Consider the following 22,118-nt stretch of genomic DNA (forward strand, 5'->3'; position numbering starts at 1 on the left):
CAATCCCAATGAACGTACGACATAAACGCTCCTTTTTATTCTATTTTGGGATTGCTTTTTTTAGTTTAATAGTGTTTGGTTTTGTTCAGCCTGTTTTTGCAGTGCAGCAAACCAAAGCTGATACTATTTCTACAACCGATTTGCAATTTACTGACGTGCAAGCGGCCAAGCCTGATACCACTGTTAATCAGAAAAGCCAACTTACTGAAATTAAAGCGGCTGGCGCTACAGCTACCAAAAGCACCGAAAAACCTAAAACATTGTGGCAAATATTTATTGCTGGTTTGCTGGGTGGTTTTGCAGCATTGGTAATGCCCTGCATTTACCCGCTACTACCTTTAACAGTAAGCTTTTTTACCAAAAGGGCTGGTACTCGTAGCAAAGGTATTTTCCACTCCATTATTTACGGTGTATCTATTATTATAATTTATGTATCGCTGGGATTGATTATTACCTTATTGTTTGGGTCTGATGCATTAAATGCTTTAGCTACCAATGGTATATTCAACATCTTTTTCTTTTTACTGCTGGTTGTATTTGGTATATCGTTTTTGGGCGCCTTTGAACTTACCTTGCCCAGCTCGTTGGCCAACAAGCTAGATGAGAATTCAGATAAAGGTGGTTTAACCGGTATTTTCTTTATGGCGGCTACGCTGGTAGTTGTTTCGTTTTCTTGTACAGGGCCTATCATTGGTACCTTGCTGGTAGAGGCAGCTGCCAAAGGTGAACGTTTAGCACCAGCTATTGGTATGTTCGGCTTCTCATTAGCATTGGCTGTTCCGTTTACCTTATTTGCTTTGTTCCCATCGGCACTGAAAAGCTTGCCAAAATCAGGCGGTTGGCTGAACAGCGTGAAAGTAGTGCTAGGATTTCTGGAATTGGCTTTCTCGCTTAAGTTTCTTTCTAACGTTGATTTGGCTTACCATTGGAACTGGCTGGATCGGGAAGTGTTCCTGTCTTTATGGATAGCTATAGGTTTGCTGGCTGTATTATACCTGTTAGGTAAAATCAAGTTTTCGCATGATAGTGATTTGCCATATTTGTCAGTACTGCGCACGTTTGTAGCCTTGGTGGTGCTGTCTTTTGTGGTTTACATGATTCCTGGTTTATGGGGTGCACCGTTGAAAGTAATCAGTGGCTTTTTGCCACCACCAGCTACTCAGGATTTTAACTTGAATAACCTAACCAGCGGTATTGCAGCTGCGCCACAGCAAAATGTATCTATCACCAATAAAAAGTATGAAGATATTTTTGTTCGCGGTAAGCACGAAGGCTTAAATGAGTGGTATGATTACGAACAAGCTTTGCAAGTATCAAAAGAACTCAAGAAACCTATATTGATTGACTTTACCGGCTGGAATTGCGCTAACTGCCGCAAAATGGAGCAGGAGGTATGGTCGGATGCGGGGGTACGCCAACGTATGCAGAATGATTTTGTATTACTGGAATTGTACGTGGATGAAAAAACAGAATTGCCGACTAATGAGCAATACACCTCTAAGTTTAGCGGAAAACAGATTACATCTATCGGTAAAAAAAACAGCGATTACGAAGCTTCGAAATTTAATGTAAATTCGCAGCCGTATTACGTAATCGTAAATACCAAAGGGGATGTGCTGGTGCCGCCTCAGGGTGCTAATTACAGTGTAGAAAATTATATTAAATATTTAGACAGCGGAAAAGCCGCTTACGAACAAAATAATGGCCGAGATTAAAAATATAGGAGTTTATACTTCGGGCGGCGATTCGCCCGGCATGAATGCAGCTATACGTGCAGTGGTACGTACAGCATTATATTATAATTTAGAAGTAACTGGTATACGCCGGGGGTACGAAGGTATGATTACCGGCGACCTGTTTCCGATGGATCGTAAATCAGTAGCCAATATTGTACAACGTGGTGGTACTATCCTGAAAACAGCCCGTAGCGAGCAGTTCCGTACGCCGGAAGGTCGCCAGATTGCTTACCGCCAACTGAAACGTTATGGCGTAGATGCCCTGGTTGGTGTTGGCGGCGATGGTACTTTTACTGGTGCCAAAATATTCAGTAATGAATTCGGTATTCCTATTGTTGGCCTGCCTGGTACTATTGATAATGATTTGCAGGGTACTGACTTTACTATTGGTTATGATACCGCAATTAACACGGTTGTAGAAGCTGTAGATAAAATCAGAGATACTGCCGAATCACATGACCGTTTGTTTATTGTTGAGGTGATGGGGCGTGATTCAGGTTTGATTGCTTTACGTACCGGTATTGCTTCCGGTGCTGAAGCGATATTAATTCCAGAAACCAAAAATAATTTGGATGCTTTGTATCACCGTTTAGAGCAGGGCCGTCGTGATAAATCATCAAAAATTTTAATTGTGGCCGAAGGTGATGAAGCCGGAGGTGCATTTGAAATTGGCCGTTTGGTAAAAGAAAAATATCCGAACTACGATACTCGTGTATCTGTATTGGGCCACATGCAACGTGGTGGTCATCCTACTTGTATGGACCGCGTTTTAGCCAGCCGTGTAGGTGTAGCTGCTGTTGAAGCTTTGCTGCACGGCCACAGCCATGAAATGATCGGCATTGTTAACAATGAAATATCTTATACACCTTTTGAAAACGCTATCAAACACACTACTGAGGTAGATAGCAATTTATTAAGAATTGTAGATATTTTGTCGTTATAGGACTTGTAAAATTTAGCACCATTGCTAAGTACCTTGTGATTTATGTTAGTGTATTAAGATGCTAACACATAGTCAATAATGTACTTCGCAATGGTGTTTTGTTTTTATTATCAAAAAACTTATCTTTGCGTCCCCGCAGAAGAAACTCCGGGGGAATGTTGAATACATAATCAGAATAAAAAGAAATGGCAACTAAAATCAGATTGCAAAGACACGGTAAAAAAGGTAAACCTTTTTACTACATCGTAGTAGCAGATGCTCGTGCACCACGTGATGGTCGTTTTATTGAGCGTTTAGGTTCATACAACCCTAATACTAACCCAGCTACTATCGACATCAACTTCGATAAAACTTTCGAATGGGTAAACAATGGCGCACAGCCAACTGATACCTGCCGTGCTATCCTGTCATACAAAGGCGTTTTATACAAAAAACACCTGCAAGGTGGTGTTAAAAAAGGCGCTTTAACTCAAGAGCAAGCTGATGAGAAATTTACTGCTTGGATTGATCAGAAAGAAGGCAAAATTACTGGCAAGAAAACCAGCTTAACTAACGCTAAAGATGAAGTTCGCAAAGCTGCTTTAGCTGCTGAAGCCAAGAAAAAAGAAGATCGTGCTGCGGCTATTGCTGCCAAAAACACGCCACCAGCTGAAGAAGCTCCAGCTACTGAAGCTGAAACTGAATCAGCTGAATAATTTCAGAACTAAGATTTTAAATAGCGAAGCATCTGTAACCAGGGCTTCGCTATTGTTATTTAATGACGTTTGTAGCGCAAGATGAATAGAGAAGACTATTTCAGAGTAGGTACTATTTTAAAAACCCGCGGACTGAAAGGTGAGTTACAGGTTTATACTGACTTTGATGGGTTAGAGGACATTCAGTTTAACGCCTTGTTTTTGGAAATAGCTGGCAAATTGGTACCTTATTTTGTAAGTTCTATCAAATATCCGCAGGCTAACACGGCTTATTTATATTTGGAAGATGTAGATCATATAGATAAAGCTGCCAAGCTGGTTAAAAAAGAGGTGTATTTACCTAACAAATTAAAACCTGCTAAAAGCGAAGATGATTTTACCTTGGCAGACTTGGAAGGTTTTATTGCCATTGACGAAACGCATGGTGAGCTAGGCGAGATCATCGATGTGGTAGAATACCCGCAGCAAACCATTGCCAGCGTGCGTTTCCAGAATCGTGAAGTTCTTTTTCCTCTCAATGCAGCTTTCATTAAAGGTATTGATATGGAAGGAGGTGAGTTGTACCTGGATTTACCTGAAGGTTTGCTGGACGTATACCTGGAGTAAAGGGTAAGCTATCATGTATTGAAAATACGTGATACATGCATCAGTTACCTTCGTCTGTGTTCCGACAGACTACTATTTTCATCTCATTTTAAATTTTATAGTTTCATTACATGCGCTTTGATATCATTTCTGTATTGCCTGGCCTGCTTGAAAGTCCCTTTACACATTCCATATTGCAACGGGCACAAAAAAAAGGTATAGCCGAAATATATGTGCATAACCTGCGCGATTACTCTTCCAACAAGCACAAGAGTATAGATGATTACCCCTATGGTGGTGGTAGTGGTATGGTGATGATGATTGAGCCTTTTGCTGCGTGTATTGAAAAGCTGCAAAGCGAGCGTACTTATGATGAGATCATCTTTATGTCGCCCGATGGGGAAACGCTGAACCAGGCTATCGCTAATCAGTTATCCACCCAGCAAAACATAATTATTCTATGTGGGCATTACAAAGGTATTGATCAGCGTGTACGTGATTTGTATGTAACCCGCGAAATTTCTATTGGAGATTATGTACTATCGGGCGGCGAATTGCCAGCTGCTGTATTGGTTGATGCCATAGTGCGACTAATACCCGGTGTACTATCTGACGAGACCTCAGCCTTATCCGATTCCTTTCAAGGTGAATTGTTGGATGCGCCTGTATATACCCGACCGGCCGATTGGAAAGGGCATAAAGTGCCTGATATTCTACTAAGCGGCAATACGCCTGAAATTGAAAAATGGCGTTTTGAACAAGCCCTGCAACGCACTAAAACCCGCCGGCCTGATTTGCTGGAATAGCGAAGGCTACTATCAAAATAGCCAATATAGGAGAGTGAAAGCTTAACACATAAGCGTACGCTGTATGTATCATAACCGAACAAGTATTCGGGTGTTTTATATATAGTTCGTTGTAAATGAATTAATTATGTGTCTGGCACTGGCTTGGTGCTGAATATGTGTTAGCATACATTAGCTAATAAGCTGCTAACTAATTACCAAGCTATGTTCAAAAGTTACCTGAAAACATCTTTGCGTTTTTTGTTGAAAAACAAAACGTTCAGCTTTATCAACATTATTGGTTTGTCGGTAGGCACCTTATGTTGCCTGTACATTCTGTTTTATGTACACGATCAGTATAGCTATGATAAACACCATCAGCAAGCAGGCAGTATTTACCGCGTTACTACCGATTTGGTCATTACCGGCGATAAGCATAAAAGCGCCACCTCATCACCACCCATTGCACCAGCCCTTAAGCAAGATTTTCCGGAGGTAGAACAGTACACACGTGTGTCGCCCACGTTAGGCATCGCCAAAAGCGAGCTTCGTTATCAAGATAAGTCATTCTACGAAAGCAACGTATTTTATGTAGATTCTACTTTCTTTAATGTGTTTACCTACCATTTTGTAAACGGTAATGCCACTAAGGTACTTGCCGAGCCTTACTCGGTAGTATTATTAAAACCGGTAGCCGATAAACTCTTTGGTAGCGCAGACCCGGTTGGTAAAGTAATTACCATCAACAATGCTGATAGTAAACATGATTTTAAAGTAGCCGGAGTGGTAGATGAAAGCTTGGGTAAAACTCACCTTAAAGCCAGCCTATTTGTAACCATGCGCAGTGGCAGCCTTGGCGATTATATCCTACAAAGCAACTCTTGGGCAGGTAATAATTTTTTGCTGAGCTATATCAAACTAAAGCCAGGTACTAACGTAGCTTCATTTGAAAAAAGGTTACCCGCCTTTTTAAACCGACATGGTGCCCAGCAAATTAAAGAATTAGGTATGAAAAAGCAATTGCATTTGCAGCCTATTGCGAATATTCATACCACAACTGGCTACAGTACTGAACCGAGTGAGACAGTAGGTGCCTCATTTTTGTACACCCTTACGCTAATTGCCATACTCATACAGGTAATTGCCTGCATCAATTTCATGAACCTATCAACCGCACGTGCTTCTAACCGGGCCAGAGAGGTTGGGGTGCGGAAAGTTATTGGTGCACGCAAATCAGACTTGATTAAACAGTTTTTAGGCGAATCATTATTGCTGTCATTTATCGGAGTGTTGATTGCTTTGCCTTTGCTGATGCTGGCTTTGCCTTACCTGAACCAGATTACACATTCCACTATCACTTTATCTTTGCTACACAGTTATAGCTTATGGTTGGCACTGATTGGCCTTATTGCAATTACCGGATTAGTAGCGGGCAGTTATCCGGCTTTCTATTTGGCAGCTTTTCGGGCTATTAAGGTAATGAAAGGGAATTTCACCAATCATGTATCAGCTGCTAGTTTACGGCGCTCGTTAGTGATATTTCAGTTTGTGTTGTCTATTGTACTGATTACCGGTATTATCGTCATCTACACACAGCTGAATTATATAAAAAGTAAAGACTTAGGTTTTGATAAAGCCCAAAAACTGGTTTTTAACTTTTATACTCAAAGCGCACAAAGCCAAATGCAAATTATTGCGAATGATTTGCGGCAGCTTACCGAGGTGAAAGCCGTAGCAAAAGCAGATAATTATCCTAGCCAACCCATTATGCGCGATCATCAAGTTTTTCTATCCGGCGGTAATATGGCCACTGCTGTTGATGTACAAAACATGACTACGGATGAAAACTTCTTGAAAGCAGTAGGGGTAAAGCTACTCAATGGTCATAATTTCAGGCTAAGCGATTCCGGCAAGGTGTTAATTAATGAAACCCTACTTAAGCGATTAAGATTAAAGCCTGAAACCGCCATAGGTACCCGCTTGTATACACAATACCTGCCTGATCCGTTAACGTACGTGGAGATAGCTGGTGTAATTAAAGATTTTAATTACAATTCCCTTCATACCGAGGTAAAGCCATTTATGCTTATCTACAACCCCAAAGCTAACTATTTGCTAAATCTGATTGTGGCTACACAAAGTAACAAATATCAAGCCTTACTGGAAAAAATAGCTGCTTTGTGGCATAAGGATTTGCCTGGTGTACCTTTCGAGTATACGTTTTTGAATGATGAAGTGCAAAAGCAATACGAAACAGAAGTAACGTTATCGAGAATTATCAATTGTTTTACCATTATGGCTATCCTGATTTCCTGCTTAGGGCTGTTTGGACTGGCTGCTTTTAGTGCTGAGCAACGCAATAAAGAAATTGGCATCCGCAAGGTATTAGGTGCTAGCATAGCTGGTATAGTTCAACTTCTGTCGGTTGATTTTTTGAAACTGGTATTGGTAGCTTTGCTGATTGCCATACCAGTAGCCTGGTGGTGCATGAGCCAGTGGCTGCAATCATTTGCCTACCGTACTTCTATAAGTTGGTGGATGTTTGCTTTATCGGGCTTAATAGCTATGGTAATTGCTTTAGGCACCATTGGTTTCCAAGCGGTGAAAGCGGCTGTGCTGAATCCGGTAAAAAGTTTACGGTCGGAATAAGCTTTTAGGTATTTGGAGAAGATTGAAGGTTAAATAATAGCTTTACTAAGCTTAAGAACTGGTGTTTAAAGCTTCATATTCAAATATACTGCTTTAAATTTGTCAGCATTAAGCTAATCATTTTGGCTTCATTAATGCTGATGTATAAATAAAATCACTTTTTTTAAAACACACTTTTAATAATAAAAAAATATTCCTAATATTGCATTCCGATTTTTACGGGCTAAAAATCGTCTTAAGAGCTAAAAATCATGGATTTAGTAAAATTTGTTGAAGAGCAGTCAGTACAAAAAAAGGAAGTTCCTGCATTTAAAGCAGGTGATACTGTAAGCGTACATTATAAAATCAGAGAAGGTAACAAAGAACGTGTTCAGGTTTACCAAGGTGTAGTTATTCAGCGTAACAGCGCTGGTAACACTGAAACCTTTACCGTTCGTAAAATGTCTAACGGTATAGGTGTTGAGCGTATTTTCCCTATCAATTCTCCAAATATTGATAAAATTGAAGTGAATAGCTACGGTAAAGTACGTCGTGCTAAATTGTTCTACCTGCGCGAACTTACCGGTAAAGCTGCTCGTATCAAATCAAAACGCGTATAAGTATTTACTACTAAAAATATTAAAAGCCTTTTCAACTTCGGTTGGAAAGGCTTTTTTGTTTACTGTCGTTATGGTATTGGCTTATAAACGTATTTACACAATGCTTAATTGTTTGAATTTTACAAGTATTGGTTTGACTGGTACAAGCTGCAACATAGGGCAAACATGCACTTTTGCATTATAAAATTTATAATGATGACAGCAAAGTATGGTACATTACCGGTGCATCAAAAGGTTTCCTCTAAAAATCTACCTTCTACGGCCACCAACAATTAAGAAAAACACACCTACAATGATGGTGGGTAACTATAGAAAAAACGAGTACATTCCTGCTTTACTTACTAAAGGATTTAAATAGTTTCCTTGGTAAGTAAATATGGATACCCCAAAGAAAAACATTGCTATTCCTAACAATATTAGACAAATGCCGATTATACGCGTTCGCGTCATTGCTTGTGATTAAGTATTTGGCAAAATAAATATAGACCTTTTCGGCGAAACAAGTACTGCTACTATTGTAAAAGGCTTCATTTTAGGAAATAAGTTTCCTCTGCGTTCTCAAGGAACAAGCCTGGGTGCTATCTATAGTTTTGGCAGCTTAGGTTTCAGCCTATTTGTGCTATTATCTTTTACGTCCTTTTAATATCTTAAATCTTACTGGTTTTGAAACCAGGAGTGTTGTGCCTTATGATACAAAGCTGCTTTAGCCTGTAAATCAACAAAGTGTGCAATTCCTTTTTCTTTATACATGGTCATTGTTTCCAGCGTTTTGTAAACCACTTTGAGCAATCTTCTTGCAACAGCCATGATAGCTTTTTGCGCTTTCATCGGTTTGAAAAGTTTATCAAATAGTTATGTAGGTGTAGATTATTTGGCTAAATCCTGATAATTTATACTTGATTGTAAAAAGCAAAGCTATTTGCAAAAAGTACTGACAAAACAGTGCCACCACTGCCAATGGTTTGTCAGTGTTACAGGGTGTTACACCCTGTAACATGTAACACCTGTGAAACAGGATAAAATTGGTAATAGTGACACATTTATTTACTGTACTTTATACCGGTACACTTGATGCCCTAAGTTGCCGTCAGTATCCATGCCTTCAATAACTACGCGGTAAGTGCCCGGCGTACCGGCGTTGAAGTAGCTTAAACTGGTATGCCCATCTTTATCGGTTATTAAGTTCGGGTTCCAATAAATAGTGGTACGCAGGTCGGCTACAGTCTTGTTTGTTTTCGGGTCATCGTATTGTGGCGAGTAAAACTGGCGGGCTCGGTAAAAACCTTTAGGGGTATAAGTTATTACACCAGGAGAATAAATTTGCGATGAATTATAAGTCAGATCATTACCACGCTTGGTATTGATAATTATTACGCCATTGCCACCTCGTGAACCGTAAATGGCTGTATTACCGCCCGAACGCAATACCTCGATACTGGCTATATCATACTGCGAAATAATACTTAGATAATCGCTGTCAACATATACACCATCTACAATAATTTGCATAGGGCCACTGAGGCTGCGGGTAGAGTAGGGTACACCTCCACGAAAAACAACACCTACCAATCTGCCTTGTAAGCAGTCGGCAATATTAGGGCAGGCCATCTTGTCAAAAACATCACTCATAATAACCTGGTCGGCATTACCAGGGCCATTCAGGTTAGATGAATTTTGCAGCGCAGCCTGTTTTTTTTCGCGTATGGTAACTTCTTTTAGCACAATGGTATGGTTACCTAAACCATACTTGCGTTCTTCATCGGCTTGTTTGCGGGCATATTGCAGGTAAGTGGTAAAACGACTGCTGTTATTCACCTCTGCTGCCGATAAGTATCTGTTCTTGACAATGGTTTCAGGCTTGGCGTTGTTATCCAATATGATATCGACATCCTTTTTACCTTTAGCAGTACGGGCCTGCAACACAAAACGGATACTATCTTTCACAATCAAATTTTTGAAAGCAAATCGCCCTTGGCTATCCGCTACGGTATCAATCAGGAAGGCACCACCAGCAGTGGTAAACAAAGTTATCTTGGCTCCTGGAGCGGGTTTGCTGCCCGAGCGTATCGTACCTGAGATCTGGATCAGCTTTTCGGGCTGATAGGCAGGTGGTACAATGTTGCCGGCTAATACAGGTTTCCATTCAAAACGACGATAACCTTGTGTAAGCATCAAAACATCCAGATCAGAACGTGTTTGATCATTGCTTTTGTTGAAGTAATAGTTAGGTTGCTCTACATATCCCCGCAAATCTGATGTCAGCAACAGATGCGATAAAATGGTAGTTTCAGCATCTTCCTCTACCGGAACTTTGCTTTCATCAATTACTGAAGCCGAAAAGCTGCCAATAACCGGCTTGCCGCTGCTGTTTTGAGCATTCAGGCTGATTTGTACTTTCTCGCGCGGCGCAGTAACGCTTTTGCCCGAATTGACATTCAGCTGCAACAAATCATCAGGATGTTGAATAAACACGATGCGTTCATTCAAAGGTTCACCTGTGGCCGAAAAGAGGGTAAACTGCGTAATGCCCGACGGGAATTTACTAGTCGGTATTGTTGTACCAAATGCTGCTGAACCTGCTTTACTTTTAGCCACATATCGCACATCTCCACCCGTTTGGGCAAGAATATAAACCTGACCAGCGTCGGCCAGATTGCTACTACCCATAACCCGCACACTGATATTAGCCGAATCAGGATGATTAATGCTTAATACGTAACCACGGTTTAGAGCGAGCGGCAAGTCAACCGTATTGTGTGATCCGTCTTGATAAGTAATTTGGGCTTTATAGGTTTTACCCGCTTCAGGAGTGAACGAAAATATACCCATACCTAAATGCCGGGTGGTAAATTGAACCACTTCCTGGTTGTTATTATCAGTTATGCTACCATTAATATCCAGACCTAAACCATCAGGTCCTACGGCTTTAAATGCTACTTTAGAGCGTATGCCATTAACTAAGCTTCCGCTTTCCGGAAAAAATTGTACATCAACCTTACCCGATGTAGCTTTTATAGCTATAGTTTTACTAATTGCTTTTTTGTCATCCACCTTTACTGATGTAATTATACGTCCGGCGTTCATTAAAGCGGGCGTGGTATTCACAAAATTAATGGTCAGGGTTCCCTGTGGGTTTGTGGTTCCTTTACCTTTAGCTACTTGCTTATCATTTAGTAATACCCGGTAATCTACTTCCTTGCCAGCATAAGGCGTACCATCCAGGGTTGTATAATTGATGTTAGCCGTTATTTGCTGACCGTTGCTTACCGTAGCATAGGTAAAGCTAGTTTTAGCTAAAACCGCATTTGCTGCTACATTGCCAATTTTAATCACTTTATCAAAGTAATAATCCGGACCGGCATTGCGCATCCAGTTAGTATAAGCTCTAATGCGGTAATTGCCTTCACGTAACGTATCGGGTAAAGCAAAATCACCCCAGCATACGCCGCTGGTTAGCGGTAGCTTAATCCATTGTTTTACCGAGTCCTGCTCATTAATAAGTTCCACATTTAAGGAACCACTCAAAGCTGACAACTGGTGCTGACTGCCTACGGTTACATACGCTTTAAACCATATATCATCGCCAATAGCATAATAAGGTTTGTCTAGTTGTAGGTAAACTTTTTCAGGCTGATACGTGTCCAGCCATTTGCCAAGTTGAGTAGTTATTTTGGTAATAACCGGATCATCATCCTGCAGGGTAAAACCGGCTAACGCCAAAAACAGCAGTGCAGCCAAAGTAACACTAACGCGTTTTAAAATATTTTTTAAATACATAGCTGTGAAGAGCAAACTAAAAGTAAAGCCTGCTCAATAGAAAGTGTTGCCAGAAAGCAACTGACTTTTAGTATATTAACGTAGAAATTAAAATTTGTTTTTCCACATCATACTTTCCACCGGGCGGGTGGTAGGGTTGGTGTATTTGGCGTTGCCTTTAGTATTGTAAAAGGTTTCAATGTCGCCTTCCACCACAAAATAAATGAGTTGGCCAATTGGCATACCAGCATATACCCGTACAGGTTGGGCAACCGATATTTCAAGCGTCCAGGTATTGCAAAAGCCTACATCTCCTTTACCTGCTGTGGCATGAATATCAATACCCAAGCGCCCGGTACTTGATTTGCCTTCCAGAAAAGGTACATGCCGGTGGGTTTCCGTATATTCTATAGTTACACCCAGGTACAAGGTGCCGGGCTGTAGTACAAAGCCTTCTTTGGGTATTTCAAACGAATCAATTTCATTGTGCACACGGGCATCCAGCACACGGTTACGATAGGTAGCCAGGTACTTTCCCAAATGCACATCGTACGAGTTAGTACCCAGGCATTCCCTTTTAAAAGGTTCAATAATAATGTTGCCCTTTTCTATTTCTTCTAAAATTCGCTTGTCAGATAAAATCATACTGGTGGGGAAGGTTGGCCGACTAAATTAGAATAATTTAAGCTAATTTTGCTGTCCGTTTCTGTATTTTTAACTTTATGGCTATAGCATACAAAAGGCAGGTTGATGGTGATACTGAATTTGCTTTATGGAAAATTGAGGAGGATGCAGATACGTTGTATCGGCAACTACAGCTGAACGATCAGGAGAAAGCCTATGTAGAGCAATTAGCCAACGGCAAACGTAACTTGCACTGGCTAAGTACACGTGTTTTGCTGCGTACTATGCTAAATACCGATAGTTACATTGATTGCCGTATAGATGAGCATGGCAAGCCTTACCTGGTGAATATGCCTTATCAAATATCGTTGAGCCATTCGTTTGATTATGCTGCCGTGATGATTAGCAAGAGCCGGCCTGTAGGTATTGATATTGAGCAGATTAAAGAGAAGGTAGAACGCATTGCCCCGAAGTTTATGAAGCTGCAGGAACTGGCCTTTATGGATGAGCAAGCCAAAATACAGCACTTGTATGTATGCTGGTGTGCTAAAGAGGCGGTATATAAATGCTACGGGCGGAAAGAGGTTTCTTTTCTGGATAATATCGCTTTGAAGCCGTTTAACTATCAGACAGAAGGCAGTTTAAAAGCACATTTGCAAAAAGATGAGGTAAGCTTGAACTATCAGGTAGATTACCTGCAGTATGAAGATTACATGATTGGTTACGTGAAAGGATAGTACATGAAAAACAAACAGGTTATTTTTCAGGATTGGGGCTTAATAGATTATAAAGAAGCTTGGGACAAGCAGGAAGCTTTATTTGCCGAAACGGTAAAGCTAAAAACCGAAATACGTAACCGCCAGGCAGTAGCTGTTGGTGAAGAAGCTGCTGATGAAATAATTACCCCTAATTACCTGGTGTTTTGTGAGCACCCGCACGTATATACTTTGGGCAAAAGTGGTAAACCGGAACACTTGTTATTGGATGAAGAAGGTTTAAAGGAAAAGCGCGCTGTTTACTATCCCATTAACCGTGGTGGCGATATTACTTACCACGGGCCTGGGCAGTTGGTAGCTTATCCAATTCTGGATTTGGATAATTTTTTTACTGATATACATATGTACCTGCGCATGCTGGAAGAAGCCGTTATCAACACTTTGGCTGATTATGGCATTACTGCGAGTCGCTATCCGGGATATACGGGCGTTTGGTTGGATGCTGATAACGAGCGGGCCCGTAAAATTTGCGCTATGGGCGTACGTTGTAGCCGGTGGGTAACCATGCACGGACTAGCGTTTAATGTAAATGCCAGCCTTGATTATTTTCAAAACATTGTGCCCTGTGGCATTGATGACAAAGATGTAACCAGTATGCAACGCGAACTAGGCCGCCTGATTGATTTAAATGAAGTAAAAGAAATCCTGAAACATCATATTTCCGTACAGTTTGGTATGGAGATAGTGGGATGAAAAAAGGAATAAAAACCATCATATTAGCTTTAACCTTATTAAGCTGTACCAACAAGAAGATGGATGAGGTAATTACGACTGCATCAACAACTACAACGCAATCTGGGGACAGTAGTGCGCCATTAACTTACTTGGCTCTGGGTGATTCTTATACTATTGGTGAATCGGTAGCGCCGGAGGTTTCTTTTCCGTATGAGTTGTCGGCACGATTGCATGCTAAGTATAGTACCGGTACGCCTACCATTGTAGCTCGTACCGGCTGGACTACTGCCGATTTAATTAGTGCAATTAACCGCATTACCCTGAATAAAACATATGGTATAGTTACTTTGCTAATTGGTGTGAATAACCAATATCAGTATCAGGATATCGCTTTGTACCGTACGCAATTTGCCCAGTTGTTGAATACGGCTATCAATTTTGCAGGCGGTAATAAAAAGCATGTATTTGTACTCTCTATCCCCGATTGGAGTGTAACCCCTTATGCCGCTGCATCAGGACGTGATATAGCGCAAATTGCTACCGAAATAGACCAGTACAATGCAATCAATAAAGAGCAAAGCTTGCAGGCAGGTGTAAATTATACCGATATTACTCCTATATCGCGCATGGCTACTACCGACCCTGGCTTAATTGCTGCCGATGGCTTGCACCCATCACCAACCATGTATAGCTTATGGGTATCTAAAATGCTGGATCAGGTACTGGCTGGCGTAGCTGATGTAAAATAAGAATAGATGATTAACTTCAAACAAGAAAGGCACTGTTGAATGAACAGTGCCTTTCTTGTTTAATACAATAGCTTTAATTATGCATTTATCTTTTGTAATTCTGCTGCAATGGTATCGGCTGTTTTAGCACTTACCTGTACTAGCGGCAGGCGAAGCGTATCGCCACAAATAGCTAACTGTTTCAGTGCAGTTTTAATACCGCCGGGGCTACCTTCAGCAAACATTAACCGGGTAAACTCAATAAGTGAGTAGTGTGCTTTTTGAGCAGCTGTAAAATCACCTGTCAAGCAAGTACGTACCATATCTGAAAACTGACGTGGCACCGCATTACCTACCACGGAGATAACGCCAACTGCACCCAAAGCGATCATCGGTAAAGTAACCGGATCATCGCCCGATATGAGCATAAACTCTTCAGGCTTATCGCGCATAATCTGGTTAAACTGCTCAAAGTTGCCTGAGGCTTCTTTTATAGCAATGATGTTTTTAAAATCACGAGCAAGTCTTACCGTAGTTTCGGCACTGATGTTACTGCCGGTACGGCCGGGTACGTTATATAAAATGATAGGCAAAGTTGATGCCTCAGCAATAGATTTGTAGTGTTGGTAAATACCTTCCTGAATAGGCTTATTATAATACGGGCTAGCCGAAAGTATTGCATCATAGCCGTTCGTGTTAAACTGCTTCACTTGCTCAACTACCTCATAGGTATTATTGCCACCAATACCAGCTACCAGGTGTACGCGCTTGTTTACTGTTTCGGCAGTAAATTCCCAAATCTTCTTTTTCTCTTCCTTATTCAGGGTTGCACTTTCACCAGTGGTACCTAAAGATACCAGGTACTCTACACCACCATCAATCAGGTAGTTGATTAGTTTTTTGAGGCCGTCATAATCTACTTGTCCGCTGCCATCAAACGGCGTTACTATGGCTACGCCCGTTCCGTGAAACATATTCATGTTGTGATACTAAAAAGGCTGCTAAGATAAGATTTTGACTGTGATAAAATCAGCATATAGATGCCAACTTATTAAAATCCTATATCAATGCGCAAAGCCGAACGTTTATTGTTATTGTCCTGATAAGCATGAGCATACAATATCCGGAAATTTAAATATTTGATACCTAAACCTATTTCATGATAGTTTTTGAAAGTAGGTGTGGTCAGGTAATTATATTCAACCAGTTCCTGCAATTTAAGCCTGCGCAGCACTGGGACTTTACTTAACAGCAACCCATCAAAATTTTGTTCCAAATGGCCTTCCAGATACTGGTTGTCGGTACTGTAGTTGTAATAGTTAAGCAACAGAAAATTATTAAGAGATTGTTTGTAAAGGATAATCTGATTACCTAAAAAGTGCTTATAATCCAGATAGTACAGCTTGTTTTTATTCAGAAACTTGCCTGCACCTACATAGAATGATAAGTTGCCATATAAACCTAAACTTACATTTTCTTTGCTGACGTTGGCTGAAAGTAAATCATAATCTACATCTGAGCCAAATACATTTTTAATCCCTTTGGTATAATTAACTTCCAGGCGCGGGTAGGGTGAAGGCAGGTAATAACGGCCGGTAGGATAGGTTACATATTTGTTGCTGAAGTTATAACTGGTACGCACGTTAATAGTAAAAGCCTGATTGCGGTCAAATATCTGCACATCTTCCTGAGTAGGGGCAAAAGGATTGTTAGAAGTGTAACGTCGGTCGTGGTAGTAAAAGCTGTAATAAGAGGTATTATTGAGCCAGCGCCTGTCGGCAGCCTCAGCACTTACACTAGCTAGCCAGCCACCTATAATACGACGTGATACGGAAACTTGAGCAAAATGCTTATCATACAGTTTTTCATAATTCTTTCTGAAAAACAAGCTGGAAGTAGTATTAGTTAGCGTGGTAATAGGCTGCATATTGTTCATATCTACCACATCCGTTCCGCCACTAAAAGCAATAGTGTAATCGTTTACCGGAAAAGCACCATTAATATTGCCATGCAGCATATGATTAGAAAAGCCGTACCGGATATGCCCGCCCAACCGCACGTATTTATTAGTAATGCTATCAATACGTTTACTGTATGACATGCCATAATTAATGGCAAAACCTTCTACCGTATTATACAACAACGAAGAGGCAAGCGGATCAATATAGTAGTATTCATTTTTGTATCGGTTGCGGATGCCAATACCCGATACCAATAAGCCCATAGGCGTTACTTTGTTAAAAATTCGATCTATCGAATCCTGGTAGGCTTTAGATTCGCGCCGGCGAGCTAACGTTTCTTTCTTTACGTAATCTGTTTTTTCTTCTTCTGTAAGCGGGATAGGGCGGACCTGTTGCCAATAAGTAGTATCTTGTTTGTTCACCTCGCGGGTAATGCGTACCAGTTCGGCAAACTGCTTTTTATCCAATTTAGGGTCAACCTCGTAGTTTTTGTAGAGCGCAATAAAATAGCCGCCCAGTTTAAAACCAAACAAGCCAGCCGTAAACTCAAACTTGGCCGAAGCCGGTAGCCAGGCATTATGTGCTACAGGAATATACTGTTCTTTAATTTTTAAGGTATCTACAAAGTTAATCCCGGCCGACTTGGTGAGCGATAAATCAACGCTATGTATGCGCCAGCTATCTTCCATAATATAAATGTAACCGGAGAAAGTAGGTTCATACAAGTGCTTAGGAATAACCTGTATTTTGTTGATGATTTGTCCATTCTCGGTAGTTTGGCCTATCCACTTGTAATGGTAAAAGGACAACGCATTATCGGCAATTGGCGATACCAGCGGACGGTTACTCAAGCCTTGCCAGTTTTGCAGGTTCTGGTAAAAATTCACCGTCATCTCCGCAGCACGGTTAAATGTAAAAGCCCGGTTGCTGCCTGATACTTTGGAGGAGATAACTTCTTCATGAGTTCGATCAGGCTCCATAAAGCTGATTTTTGATTCGGATTCTGAAAGGTAAATAATGCCTCGTCGGTTAGAGTCCAACCCAAGTTGTTTACCTAGCTGGTTAATATCCCGACCCATAAACTTTTTAGGAGCAGCCAACAATTTTTGTAATCCTTTTACATAAGCCTCACAGGTATAAGTTTTTACTTCGTGTAAATAGGTTTTGCGTTTACGAATGGCTTTACGGATAATAGCATAAGCCGGGTCTTCACCGCCAGCTTTTACTACAACGTTTCGTAGTTCATAAGCTGCCAAGCTGAGGGTGATGTTAAGCGTTTGCTTACTATTGGTAACTGTTATTTTTCGGCTCTCTTGCCGGTAACCTATGGCTTTAAACAATATTTCATAGCTGCCTGAAGCCAGGTTAAGCGTGTACTCACCTTCACTGTTGGCTGAAGTGCCTAAAGTGGAATGATTAACCAGCACAGTGGCAAAAGCTACAGGATGTCCGCCGTCATCTTTAATAGTGCCACTAAGAGTAGTAGTTTGTGCCCACGTAATGGCTGTTATAAAAATAAAGCAAAAGGCTAATAATGTAACTTTCATAAATTAAATGTACCCGCACCCAAGATGGGAAATTTGCATGACATTTAGCTGACATTTGAAAACGTTAATTGTTGTGATACTTGTAATGAAAATAGATAATAGGAGCTGAATACTTTTACAAAGCTTTTGATCAATAATCAAACAGCAATAAAAAAGCTGACTTTGTTTATGCAGATATTTTAATCATCACAAACAAAGTCACCCTGAATATTAAATGTAACTCTTACTTATTGAATCATCCTCAATAATTCTTCGTCACTAATTATCGGAATGTTTAATTTATTAGCCTTTTCCAACTTGGACGGGCCCATATTGTCGCCTGCTACCAGGTAGTTCAGTTTGGCCGATATGCTGCTCAGCATTTTGCCGCCATTTTGTTCAATGAGTTCTTTTAGTTCATCCCGAGAGCGGGTTTCAAATACGCCCGAAATCACAAAGGTTTTGCCTGATAGCTTATCGCTGTGCAAGGTTACCTCTTTAGCTTCCGATATAAACTGTAAGCCCTGGCTTTGCAATTTTTGTAATTCCTCTTGGTGTGCAGGATCGCTGAAGTATTCTACCAGGCTTTGTGCTATGCGTTCGCCAATTTCATCAACTGCAGTTAGTTCTTCTAAACTGGCTGCTTTCAGGCGTTCTAAAGTTTTAAAATGAGCTACCAGTTTGCGTGCCACCGTTTCACCTATGTAACGGATGCCTAAGCCAAACAATACCTTTTCAAAAGGCATCTGTTTGGATTTTTCAATACCAGCCAGCATGTTCAGAATTGATTTTTCGCCAAAACGGTCCATCTGCTGCAACTCTGGTTTACGATTATGCAGCTCATAAATATCACTGATATGGCGGATGAAATTTCTATTATACAGGGTTTCAATAGTCTCATCGCCCAAACCATCAATATTCATAGCTTTTCGGCTCACAAAGTGCTGCATACGGCTTACAATTTGTGGCGGGCAAGCTTCATCATTGGGGCAGTAAAAAGCAGCCTCACCTTCCTTACGTTCCAGTGGTGTGCCGCAAGCCGGGCAGGTAGTCCGGTAACTAACAGGCGGTGCATCAGGCCGACGTTTAGCTGGGTTAACACTAATAATTTTCGGAATAATCTCGCCTCCCTTTTCTACATAAACAGAATCACCTTCGTGTAAATCCAGTCGTAAAATTTCATTGGCGTTATGAAGGGTGGCACGTTTTACCGTAGTGCCGGCTAGGAGTACAGGTTTCAAGTGGGCTACTGGGGTTACAGCACCAGTGCGGCCTACATTGTATTCTACATCCTCTAGTATAGTTTCTACCTGTTCGGCTTTATACTTGTAAGATATAGCCCAACGAGGTACTTTGGCTGTAAATCCCAATTCCTGTTGTTGAGCATAGTTATTTACTTTCAGTACAATACCATCAATATCAAAGCTCAGGTCAAAACGCTTCAGCTCCCATTCGGCAATAAAATCAAGCACTTCTTTTAAGCTATGGCACAGTCGGGTATGTTCACTAACATGAAAGCCCCAGCTTTTTACTGCCTGTATACTTTCCCAATGGGTTTTAAACAACGGTTTATCGGTGTATAGAAAGTATAAAAAGCAATCTAGCGGCCGTTTGGCCACCTCGGCCGAATCTTGCAGCTTCATAGTGCCTGAGGCAAAGTTCCGTGGGTTAGCATAAGCTATTTCACCACTTTCAATACGTTCGTTATTAAGACGTTCAAAAGCTTTACGGTGCATCAGCACTTCGCCGCGTATTTCAAAAAAGTTGGGGTAATTGCCAGAAGTCAGCTTTTTGGGTACGCTGTGGATGGTACGTACATTAGTCGTTACATCGTCACCTTCTACACCGTTACCACGGGTTACAGCGCGGGCTAGTTTACCCTGCTCATAAGTCATACTCATGGAGAGGCCATCAAACTTCAGCTCACATACGTATTCAAAATTATCGCCAATGGCTTTGCGAATGCGTTGATCAAAATCATGCAGTTCCTGCTCGTTGTAGGTATTACCTAGCGAGAGCATGGGCCAGCGGTGCCTTACGGTCTGGAATTCTTTGGTAACCTCGCCACCTACTTTTTGAGTGGGCGATTCAAGATCTATATATTCAGGAAACTGCTTTTCCAGATCGGCCAGCTCACGTAATTTTTGGTCAAAATCAAAGTCTGATATGGTAGGCTGGGCCAGCACATAATAGTTATAATTGTGCTGTCTTAGTTCAGCTGATAAAGCATCTATACGGTTTTTTGCTTCGTTTGGCAACATGCAGCGAAGATAGCTAATCGACCGAAGTTAGTTACCTTACAAGTAGTCATTTTTAAAGGTAATGGCTTGTTAGCATTTATTGAAATGCAAGTCTTGCTAAATTTATGAGCTACAGACAAAAAGCCCCTACTGTCATAATAAAACCACAATAAACCGAATAGATAATTAATGTCTCAAAAGTGGGAAATTAAACCTATGTTTGAGATATGGAAGCTACTGAACAAAAGATTGTGGATACTGCAATTCGCATTTTTAATGAAGATATATCTGCCAACTTGGAAACTGTTGCTGAAAATGCAGGAGTTACCCGCAGAACGCTTCATCGATATTTTAAGGATCGTTTGCAATTGATGAATGCTTGCCGGAGTGAAATGCAGGCTCAATGTAAAATAAAGATTATGGCAGCTTATGCGAGTAGCAGTGATCCTTTAAAGCAGTTAGAAGCCGTGCTTTATGCCGGAATAGATTGCGGAAGTAAATATGTTTTTTTAGATAAACTGTATCAACGCGAAGGTATTCAACAACCAGCTCCGGATGAAAGTAGCGAGACACTAAACGAAATTAAGGCAAAGTGGTTTAACGTAGTTGCTCTGTTGCAAAAGCGAGATTTAATTACCAATCAGCTAACACCAGCCTGGATTTATGCACTTTTCAGTAGCATGGTTACTACGACTATTAATGCATTACAGTCGGGCGATATAGCCCGCAATGATATTAAAAAGTTTGCCTGGTTTTCTTTTAGCAAGAGTATCGGTGTTAAAGAATAAACTGTGAAAAACTCATTTTATTTTCAATAAGTGCTTTGTAAAAGAAGCTTTTCTGAAATATTTCATTCAACTACTAATCAGCCAGCTTTTGGCTTAATAATTACAATCATGGAAAATCAAACCAACTTTGATGCGATCATTATTGGAGGCAGCAGTGCAGGGCTATCTGCTGGAATGGCTTTAGGACGTGCTTTGAAAAAAGTACTTATCATTGACAGTGGTTTACCTTGTAACCGGCAAACGCCCCATTCGCATAACTTTATTACGCATGATGGCTGGAAACCTAGCGAAATCATGGAAGTAGCCAAAAACGAATTGTTGGCTTATGATACCGTAATGTTCTCGCCCGGCTTGGTAACAGAAGTTACTGATAACAACGGAAACTTTAAAGTTACTGTAGCTAACCAATCTATTCAATATATTGCCAAAAAAATGTTGTTTGCAACCGGTGTAAAGGATATTATGCCTAATATACCTGGCTTTGCGGATTGCTGGGGCATATCAGTAATACATTGCCCATACTGCCACGGGTATGAGTACAGAGGAAAGAAAACCGGCATACTCATGAACAGTGAGCTAGCTGCCGATTTTGCCAAGTTCATCAGAAACTGGACACCTGACCTCACACTATTTACCAATGGCAAAGCTAAACTAACGCCAGAGCAGCAGGAGCAAACTTTAAAGCGCAATATACAGATTGTAGAAAAAACAATTAGTAGTCTGCAACATGAAAACGGGCATTTGAAATCCATTAATTTTACAGATGGTACGGTGCATTTGCTGGATGCACTATATGGTCGCCAGCCCTTTGAGCAGCATTGTAGCATTCCAGAACACTTAGGATGCACCATGACAGAACAAGGCTATATTCAGGTAGATGAATTTAAAAAGACAAGTGTTGCCGGTATTTATGCTGCGGGAGATAACACAACGCCTTTCCGGTCAGTGGCTGCCGCTGTGGCTGCTGGTAATCTGGCTGGTGCAATGATAAATCATGAGATAATTAATGAAAGCGAGTAGCAGGTTAGGAGTACGCTTGAGGAAGAGGTAAG

General features: G+C 40.9%; 18 protein-coding genes. 12 read left to right on the forward strand and 6 right to left on the reverse strand.

Annotation, left to right across the window (positions count from 1 at the left end; genetic code table 11):
* The first annotated feature begins 8 nt into the window (after positions 1-8).
* From HH214_RS15210 to rplS, 7 genes are all read left to right on the forward strand, one after another.
* Positions 9-1,715, forward strand: coding sequence for a protein-disulfide reductase DsbD family protein (locus tag HH214_RS15210; protein ID WP_169609019.1), 1,707 nt, complete (start codon positions 9-11; stop codon positions 1,713-1,715).
* Positions 1,702-2,679, forward strand: coding sequence for a 6-phosphofructokinase (gene pfkA / locus HH214_RS15215; protein WP_169609021.1), 978 nt, complete (start codon positions 1,702-1,704; stop codon positions 2,677-2,679). Before HH214_RS15210 ends, pfkA begins: the two co-directional genes overlap by 14 nt.
* A gap of 185 nt (positions 2,680-2,864) precedes the next feature.
* Positions 2,865-3,374 carry a 30S ribosomal protein S16 gene (locus tag HH214_RS15220; protein ID WP_169609023.1) on the forward strand — a complete coding sequence of 170 codons (510 nt, stop codon included), beginning with the start codon at positions 2,865-2,867 and terminating at the stop codon, positions 3,372-3,374.
* Between the two features lie 81 nt (positions 3,375-3,455).
* A complete protein-coding gene (gene rimM, locus HH214_RS15225; protein WP_169609025.1) occupies positions 3,456-3,980 on the forward strand; it encodes a ribosome maturation factor RimM in 525 nt (174 codons plus the stop codon).
* Between the two features lie 110 nt (positions 3,981-4,090).
* Positions 4,091-4,765 carry a tRNA (guanosine(37)-N1)-methyltransferase TrmD gene (gene trmD / locus HH214_RS15230; RefSeq protein WP_169609027.1) on the forward strand — a complete coding sequence of 225 codons (675 nt, stop codon included), beginning with the start codon at positions 4,091-4,093 and terminating at the stop codon, positions 4,763-4,765.
* A 204-nt stretch (positions 4,766-4,969) separates the two neighbouring features.
* The gene (locus HH214_RS15235) at positions 4,970-7,393 is read left to right on the forward strand and encodes an ABC transporter permease (protein WP_169609029.1); all 2,424 of its coding nucleotides are present in this window, start codon (positions 4,970-4,972) and stop codon (positions 7,391-7,393) included.
* 251 nt (positions 7,394-7,644) lie between these two features.
* Positions 7,645-7,992 carry a 50S ribosomal protein L19 gene (gene rplS, locus HH214_RS15240; protein WP_169609030.1) on the forward strand — a complete coding sequence of 116 codons (348 nt, stop codon included), beginning with the start codon at positions 7,645-7,647 and terminating at the stop codon, positions 7,990-7,992.
* A 654-nt stretch (positions 7,993-8,646) separates the two neighbouring features.
* Here rplS and HH214_RS15245 read toward each other — a convergent pair.
* The 3 genes from HH214_RS15245 to dcd all read right to left on the reverse strand — a co-directional run bounded on the left by HH214_RS15245 (position 8,647) and on the right by dcd (position 12,393).
* On the reverse strand, positions 8,647-8,820 hold the full coding sequence (locus HH214_RS15245; protein ID WP_169609031.1) for a hypothetical protein: 174 nt from the start codon (positions 8,818-8,820) through the stop codon (positions 8,647-8,649).
* Between the two features lie 216 nt (positions 8,821-9,036).
* The gene (locus HH214_RS15250) at positions 9,037-11,769 is read right to left on the reverse strand and encodes a carboxypeptidase-like regulatory domain-containing protein (protein WP_169609032.1); all 2,733 of its coding nucleotides are present in this window, start codon (positions 11,767-11,769) and stop codon (positions 9,037-9,039) included.
* 87 nt (positions 11,770-11,856) lie between these two features.
* The gene (gene dcd, locus HH214_RS15255; RefSeq protein WP_169609033.1) at positions 11,857-12,393 is read right to left on the reverse strand and encodes a dCTP deaminase; all 537 of its coding nucleotides are present in this window, start codon (positions 12,391-12,393) and stop codon (positions 11,857-11,859) included.
* Positions 12,394-12,470: 77 nt separating this feature from the next.
* Here dcd and HH214_RS15260 point away from each other — a divergent pair, with 77 nt between their 5' ends.
* From HH214_RS15260 to HH214_RS15270, 3 genes are read left to right on the forward strand one after another with little or no spacing between them, the layout of a single operon-like run.
* The gene (locus HH214_RS15260; RefSeq protein ID WP_169609034.1) at positions 12,471-13,109 is read left to right on the forward strand and encodes a 4'-phosphopantetheinyl transferase family protein; all 639 of its coding nucleotides are present in this window, start codon (positions 12,471-12,473) and stop codon (positions 13,107-13,109) included.
* A 3-nt stretch (positions 13,110-13,112) separates the two neighbouring features.
* Positions 13,113-13,841 (forward strand): lipoyl(octanoyl) transferase LipB, encoded by a 729-nt coding sequence (gene lipB / locus HH214_RS15265; RefSeq protein ID WP_169609035.1) that lies wholly within the window; start codon positions 13,113-13,115, stop codon positions 13,839-13,841.
* Positions 13,838-14,572 (forward strand): SGNH/GDSL hydrolase family protein, encoded by a 735-nt coding sequence (locus tag HH214_RS15270; RefSeq protein WP_169609036.1) that lies wholly within the window; start codon positions 13,838-13,840, stop codon positions 14,570-14,572. The genes lipB and HH214_RS15270 overlap by 4 nt, the downstream gene beginning before the upstream one ends.
* A gap of 77 nt (positions 14,573-14,649) precedes the next feature.
* Here HH214_RS15270 and dapA read toward each other — a convergent pair whose 3' ends face one another.
* From dapA to ligA, 3 genes are all read right to left on the reverse strand, one after another.
* A complete protein-coding gene (gene dapA, locus HH214_RS15275; protein ID WP_169609037.1) occupies positions 14,650-15,531 on the reverse strand; it encodes a 4-hydroxy-tetrahydrodipicolinate synthase in 882 nt (293 codons plus the stop codon).
* Positions 15,532-15,602: 71 nt separating this feature from the next.
* Positions 15,603-18,059: a DUF5686 and carboxypeptidase regulatory-like domain-containing protein gene (locus tag HH214_RS15280; protein ID WP_169609038.1), complete on the reverse strand. Its 2,457-nt coding sequence runs from the start codon at positions 18,057-18,059 to the stop codon at positions 15,603-15,605.
* Positions 18,060-18,286: 227 nt separating this feature from the next.
* Positions 18,287-20,299: an NAD-dependent DNA ligase LigA gene (gene ligA / locus HH214_RS15285; protein WP_169609040.1), complete on the reverse strand. Its 2,013-nt coding sequence runs from the start codon at positions 20,297-20,299 to the stop codon at positions 18,287-18,289.
* A 206-nt stretch (positions 20,300-20,505) separates the two neighbouring features.
* Here ligA and HH214_RS15290 point away from each other — a divergent pair, with 206 nt between their 5' ends.
* Together HH214_RS15290 and HH214_RS15295 are read left to right on the forward strand one after the other, a co-directional pair.
* Positions 20,506-21,066 carry a TetR/AcrR family transcriptional regulator gene (locus HH214_RS15290; protein WP_169609042.1) on the forward strand — a complete coding sequence of 187 codons (561 nt, stop codon included), beginning with the start codon at positions 20,506-20,508 and terminating at the stop codon, positions 21,064-21,066.
* A 108-nt stretch (positions 21,067-21,174) separates the two neighbouring features.
* On the forward strand, positions 21,175-22,086 hold the full coding sequence (locus HH214_RS15295) for an NAD(P)/FAD-dependent oxidoreductase (RefSeq protein WP_169609045.1): 912 nt from the start codon (positions 21,175-21,177) through the stop codon (positions 22,084-22,086).
* Positions 22,087-22,118: the final 32 nt, after the last annotated feature.

This window comes from Mucilaginibacter robiniae, assembly GCF_012849215.1.
Taxonomy (GTDB): Bacteria; Bacteroidota; Bacteroidia; order Sphingobacteriales; family Sphingobacteriaceae; genus Mucilaginibacter; species Mucilaginibacter robiniae.

Coding starts and splice junctions, on each gene's coding strand:
- lipB (WP_169609035.1), top strand. CDS start 13,113: ATGAAAAACAAACAGGTTATTTTTCAGGATTGGGGCTTAATAGATTAT.
- HH214_RS15290 (WP_169609042.1), top strand. CDS start 20,506: ATGGAAGCTACTGAACAAAAGATTGTGGATACTGCAATTCGCATTTTT.
- HH214_RS15270 (WP_169609036.1), top strand. CDS start 13,838: ATGAAAAAAGGAATAAAAACCATCATATTAGCTTTAACCTTATTAAGC.
- HH214_RS15235 (WP_169609029.1), top strand. CDS start 4,970: ATGTTCAAAAGTTACCTGAAAACATCTTTGCGTTTTTTGTTGAAAAAC.
- HH214_RS15245 (WP_169609031.1), bottom strand. CDS start 8,820: ATGAAAGCGCAAAAAGCTATCATGGCTGTTGCAAGAAGATTGCTCAAA.
- dapA (WP_169609037.1), bottom strand. CDS start 15,531: ATGAATATGTTTCACGGAACGGGCGTAGCCATAGTAACGCCGTTTGAT.
- rplS (WP_169609030.1), top strand. CDS start 7,645: ATGGATTTAGTAAAATTTGTTGAAGAGCAGTCAGTACAAAAAAAGGAA.
- HH214_RS15250 (WP_169609032.1), bottom strand. CDS start 11,769: ATGTATTTAAAAAATATTTTAAAACGCGTTAGTGTTACTTTGGCTGCA.
- rimM (WP_169609025.1), top strand. CDS start 3,456: ATGAATAGAGAAGACTATTTCAGAGTAGGTACTATTTTAAAAACCCGC.
- dcd (WP_169609033.1), bottom strand. CDS start 12,393: ATGATTTTATCTGACAAGCGAATTTTAGAAGAAATAGAAAAGGGCAAC.
- pfkA (WP_169609021.1), top strand. CDS start 1,702: ATGGCCGAGATTAAAAATATAGGAGTTTATACTTCGGGCGGCGATTCG.
- HH214_RS15220 (WP_169609023.1), top strand. CDS start 2,865: ATGGCAACTAAAATCAGATTGCAAAGACACGGTAAAAAAGGTAAACCT.
- HH214_RS15210 (WP_169609019.1), top strand. CDS start 9: ATGAACGTACGACATAAACGCTCCTTTTTATTCTATTTTGGGATTGCT.
- HH214_RS15280 (WP_169609038.1), bottom strand. CDS start 18,059: ATGAAAGTTACATTATTAGCCTTTTGCTTTATTTTTATAACAGCCATT.
- ligA (WP_169609040.1), bottom strand. CDS start 20,299: ATGTTGCCAAACGAAGCAAAAAACCGTATAGATGCTTTATCAGCTGAA.
- trmD (WP_169609027.1), top strand. CDS start 4,091: ATGCGCTTTGATATCATTTCTGTATTGCCTGGCCTGCTTGAAAGTCCC.
- HH214_RS15295 (WP_169609045.1), top strand. CDS start 21,175: ATGGAAAATCAAACCAACTTTGATGCGATCATTATTGGAGGCAGCAGT.
- HH214_RS15260 (WP_169609034.1), top strand. CDS start 12,471: ATGGCTATAGCATACAAAAGGCAGGTTGATGGTGATACTGAATTTGCT.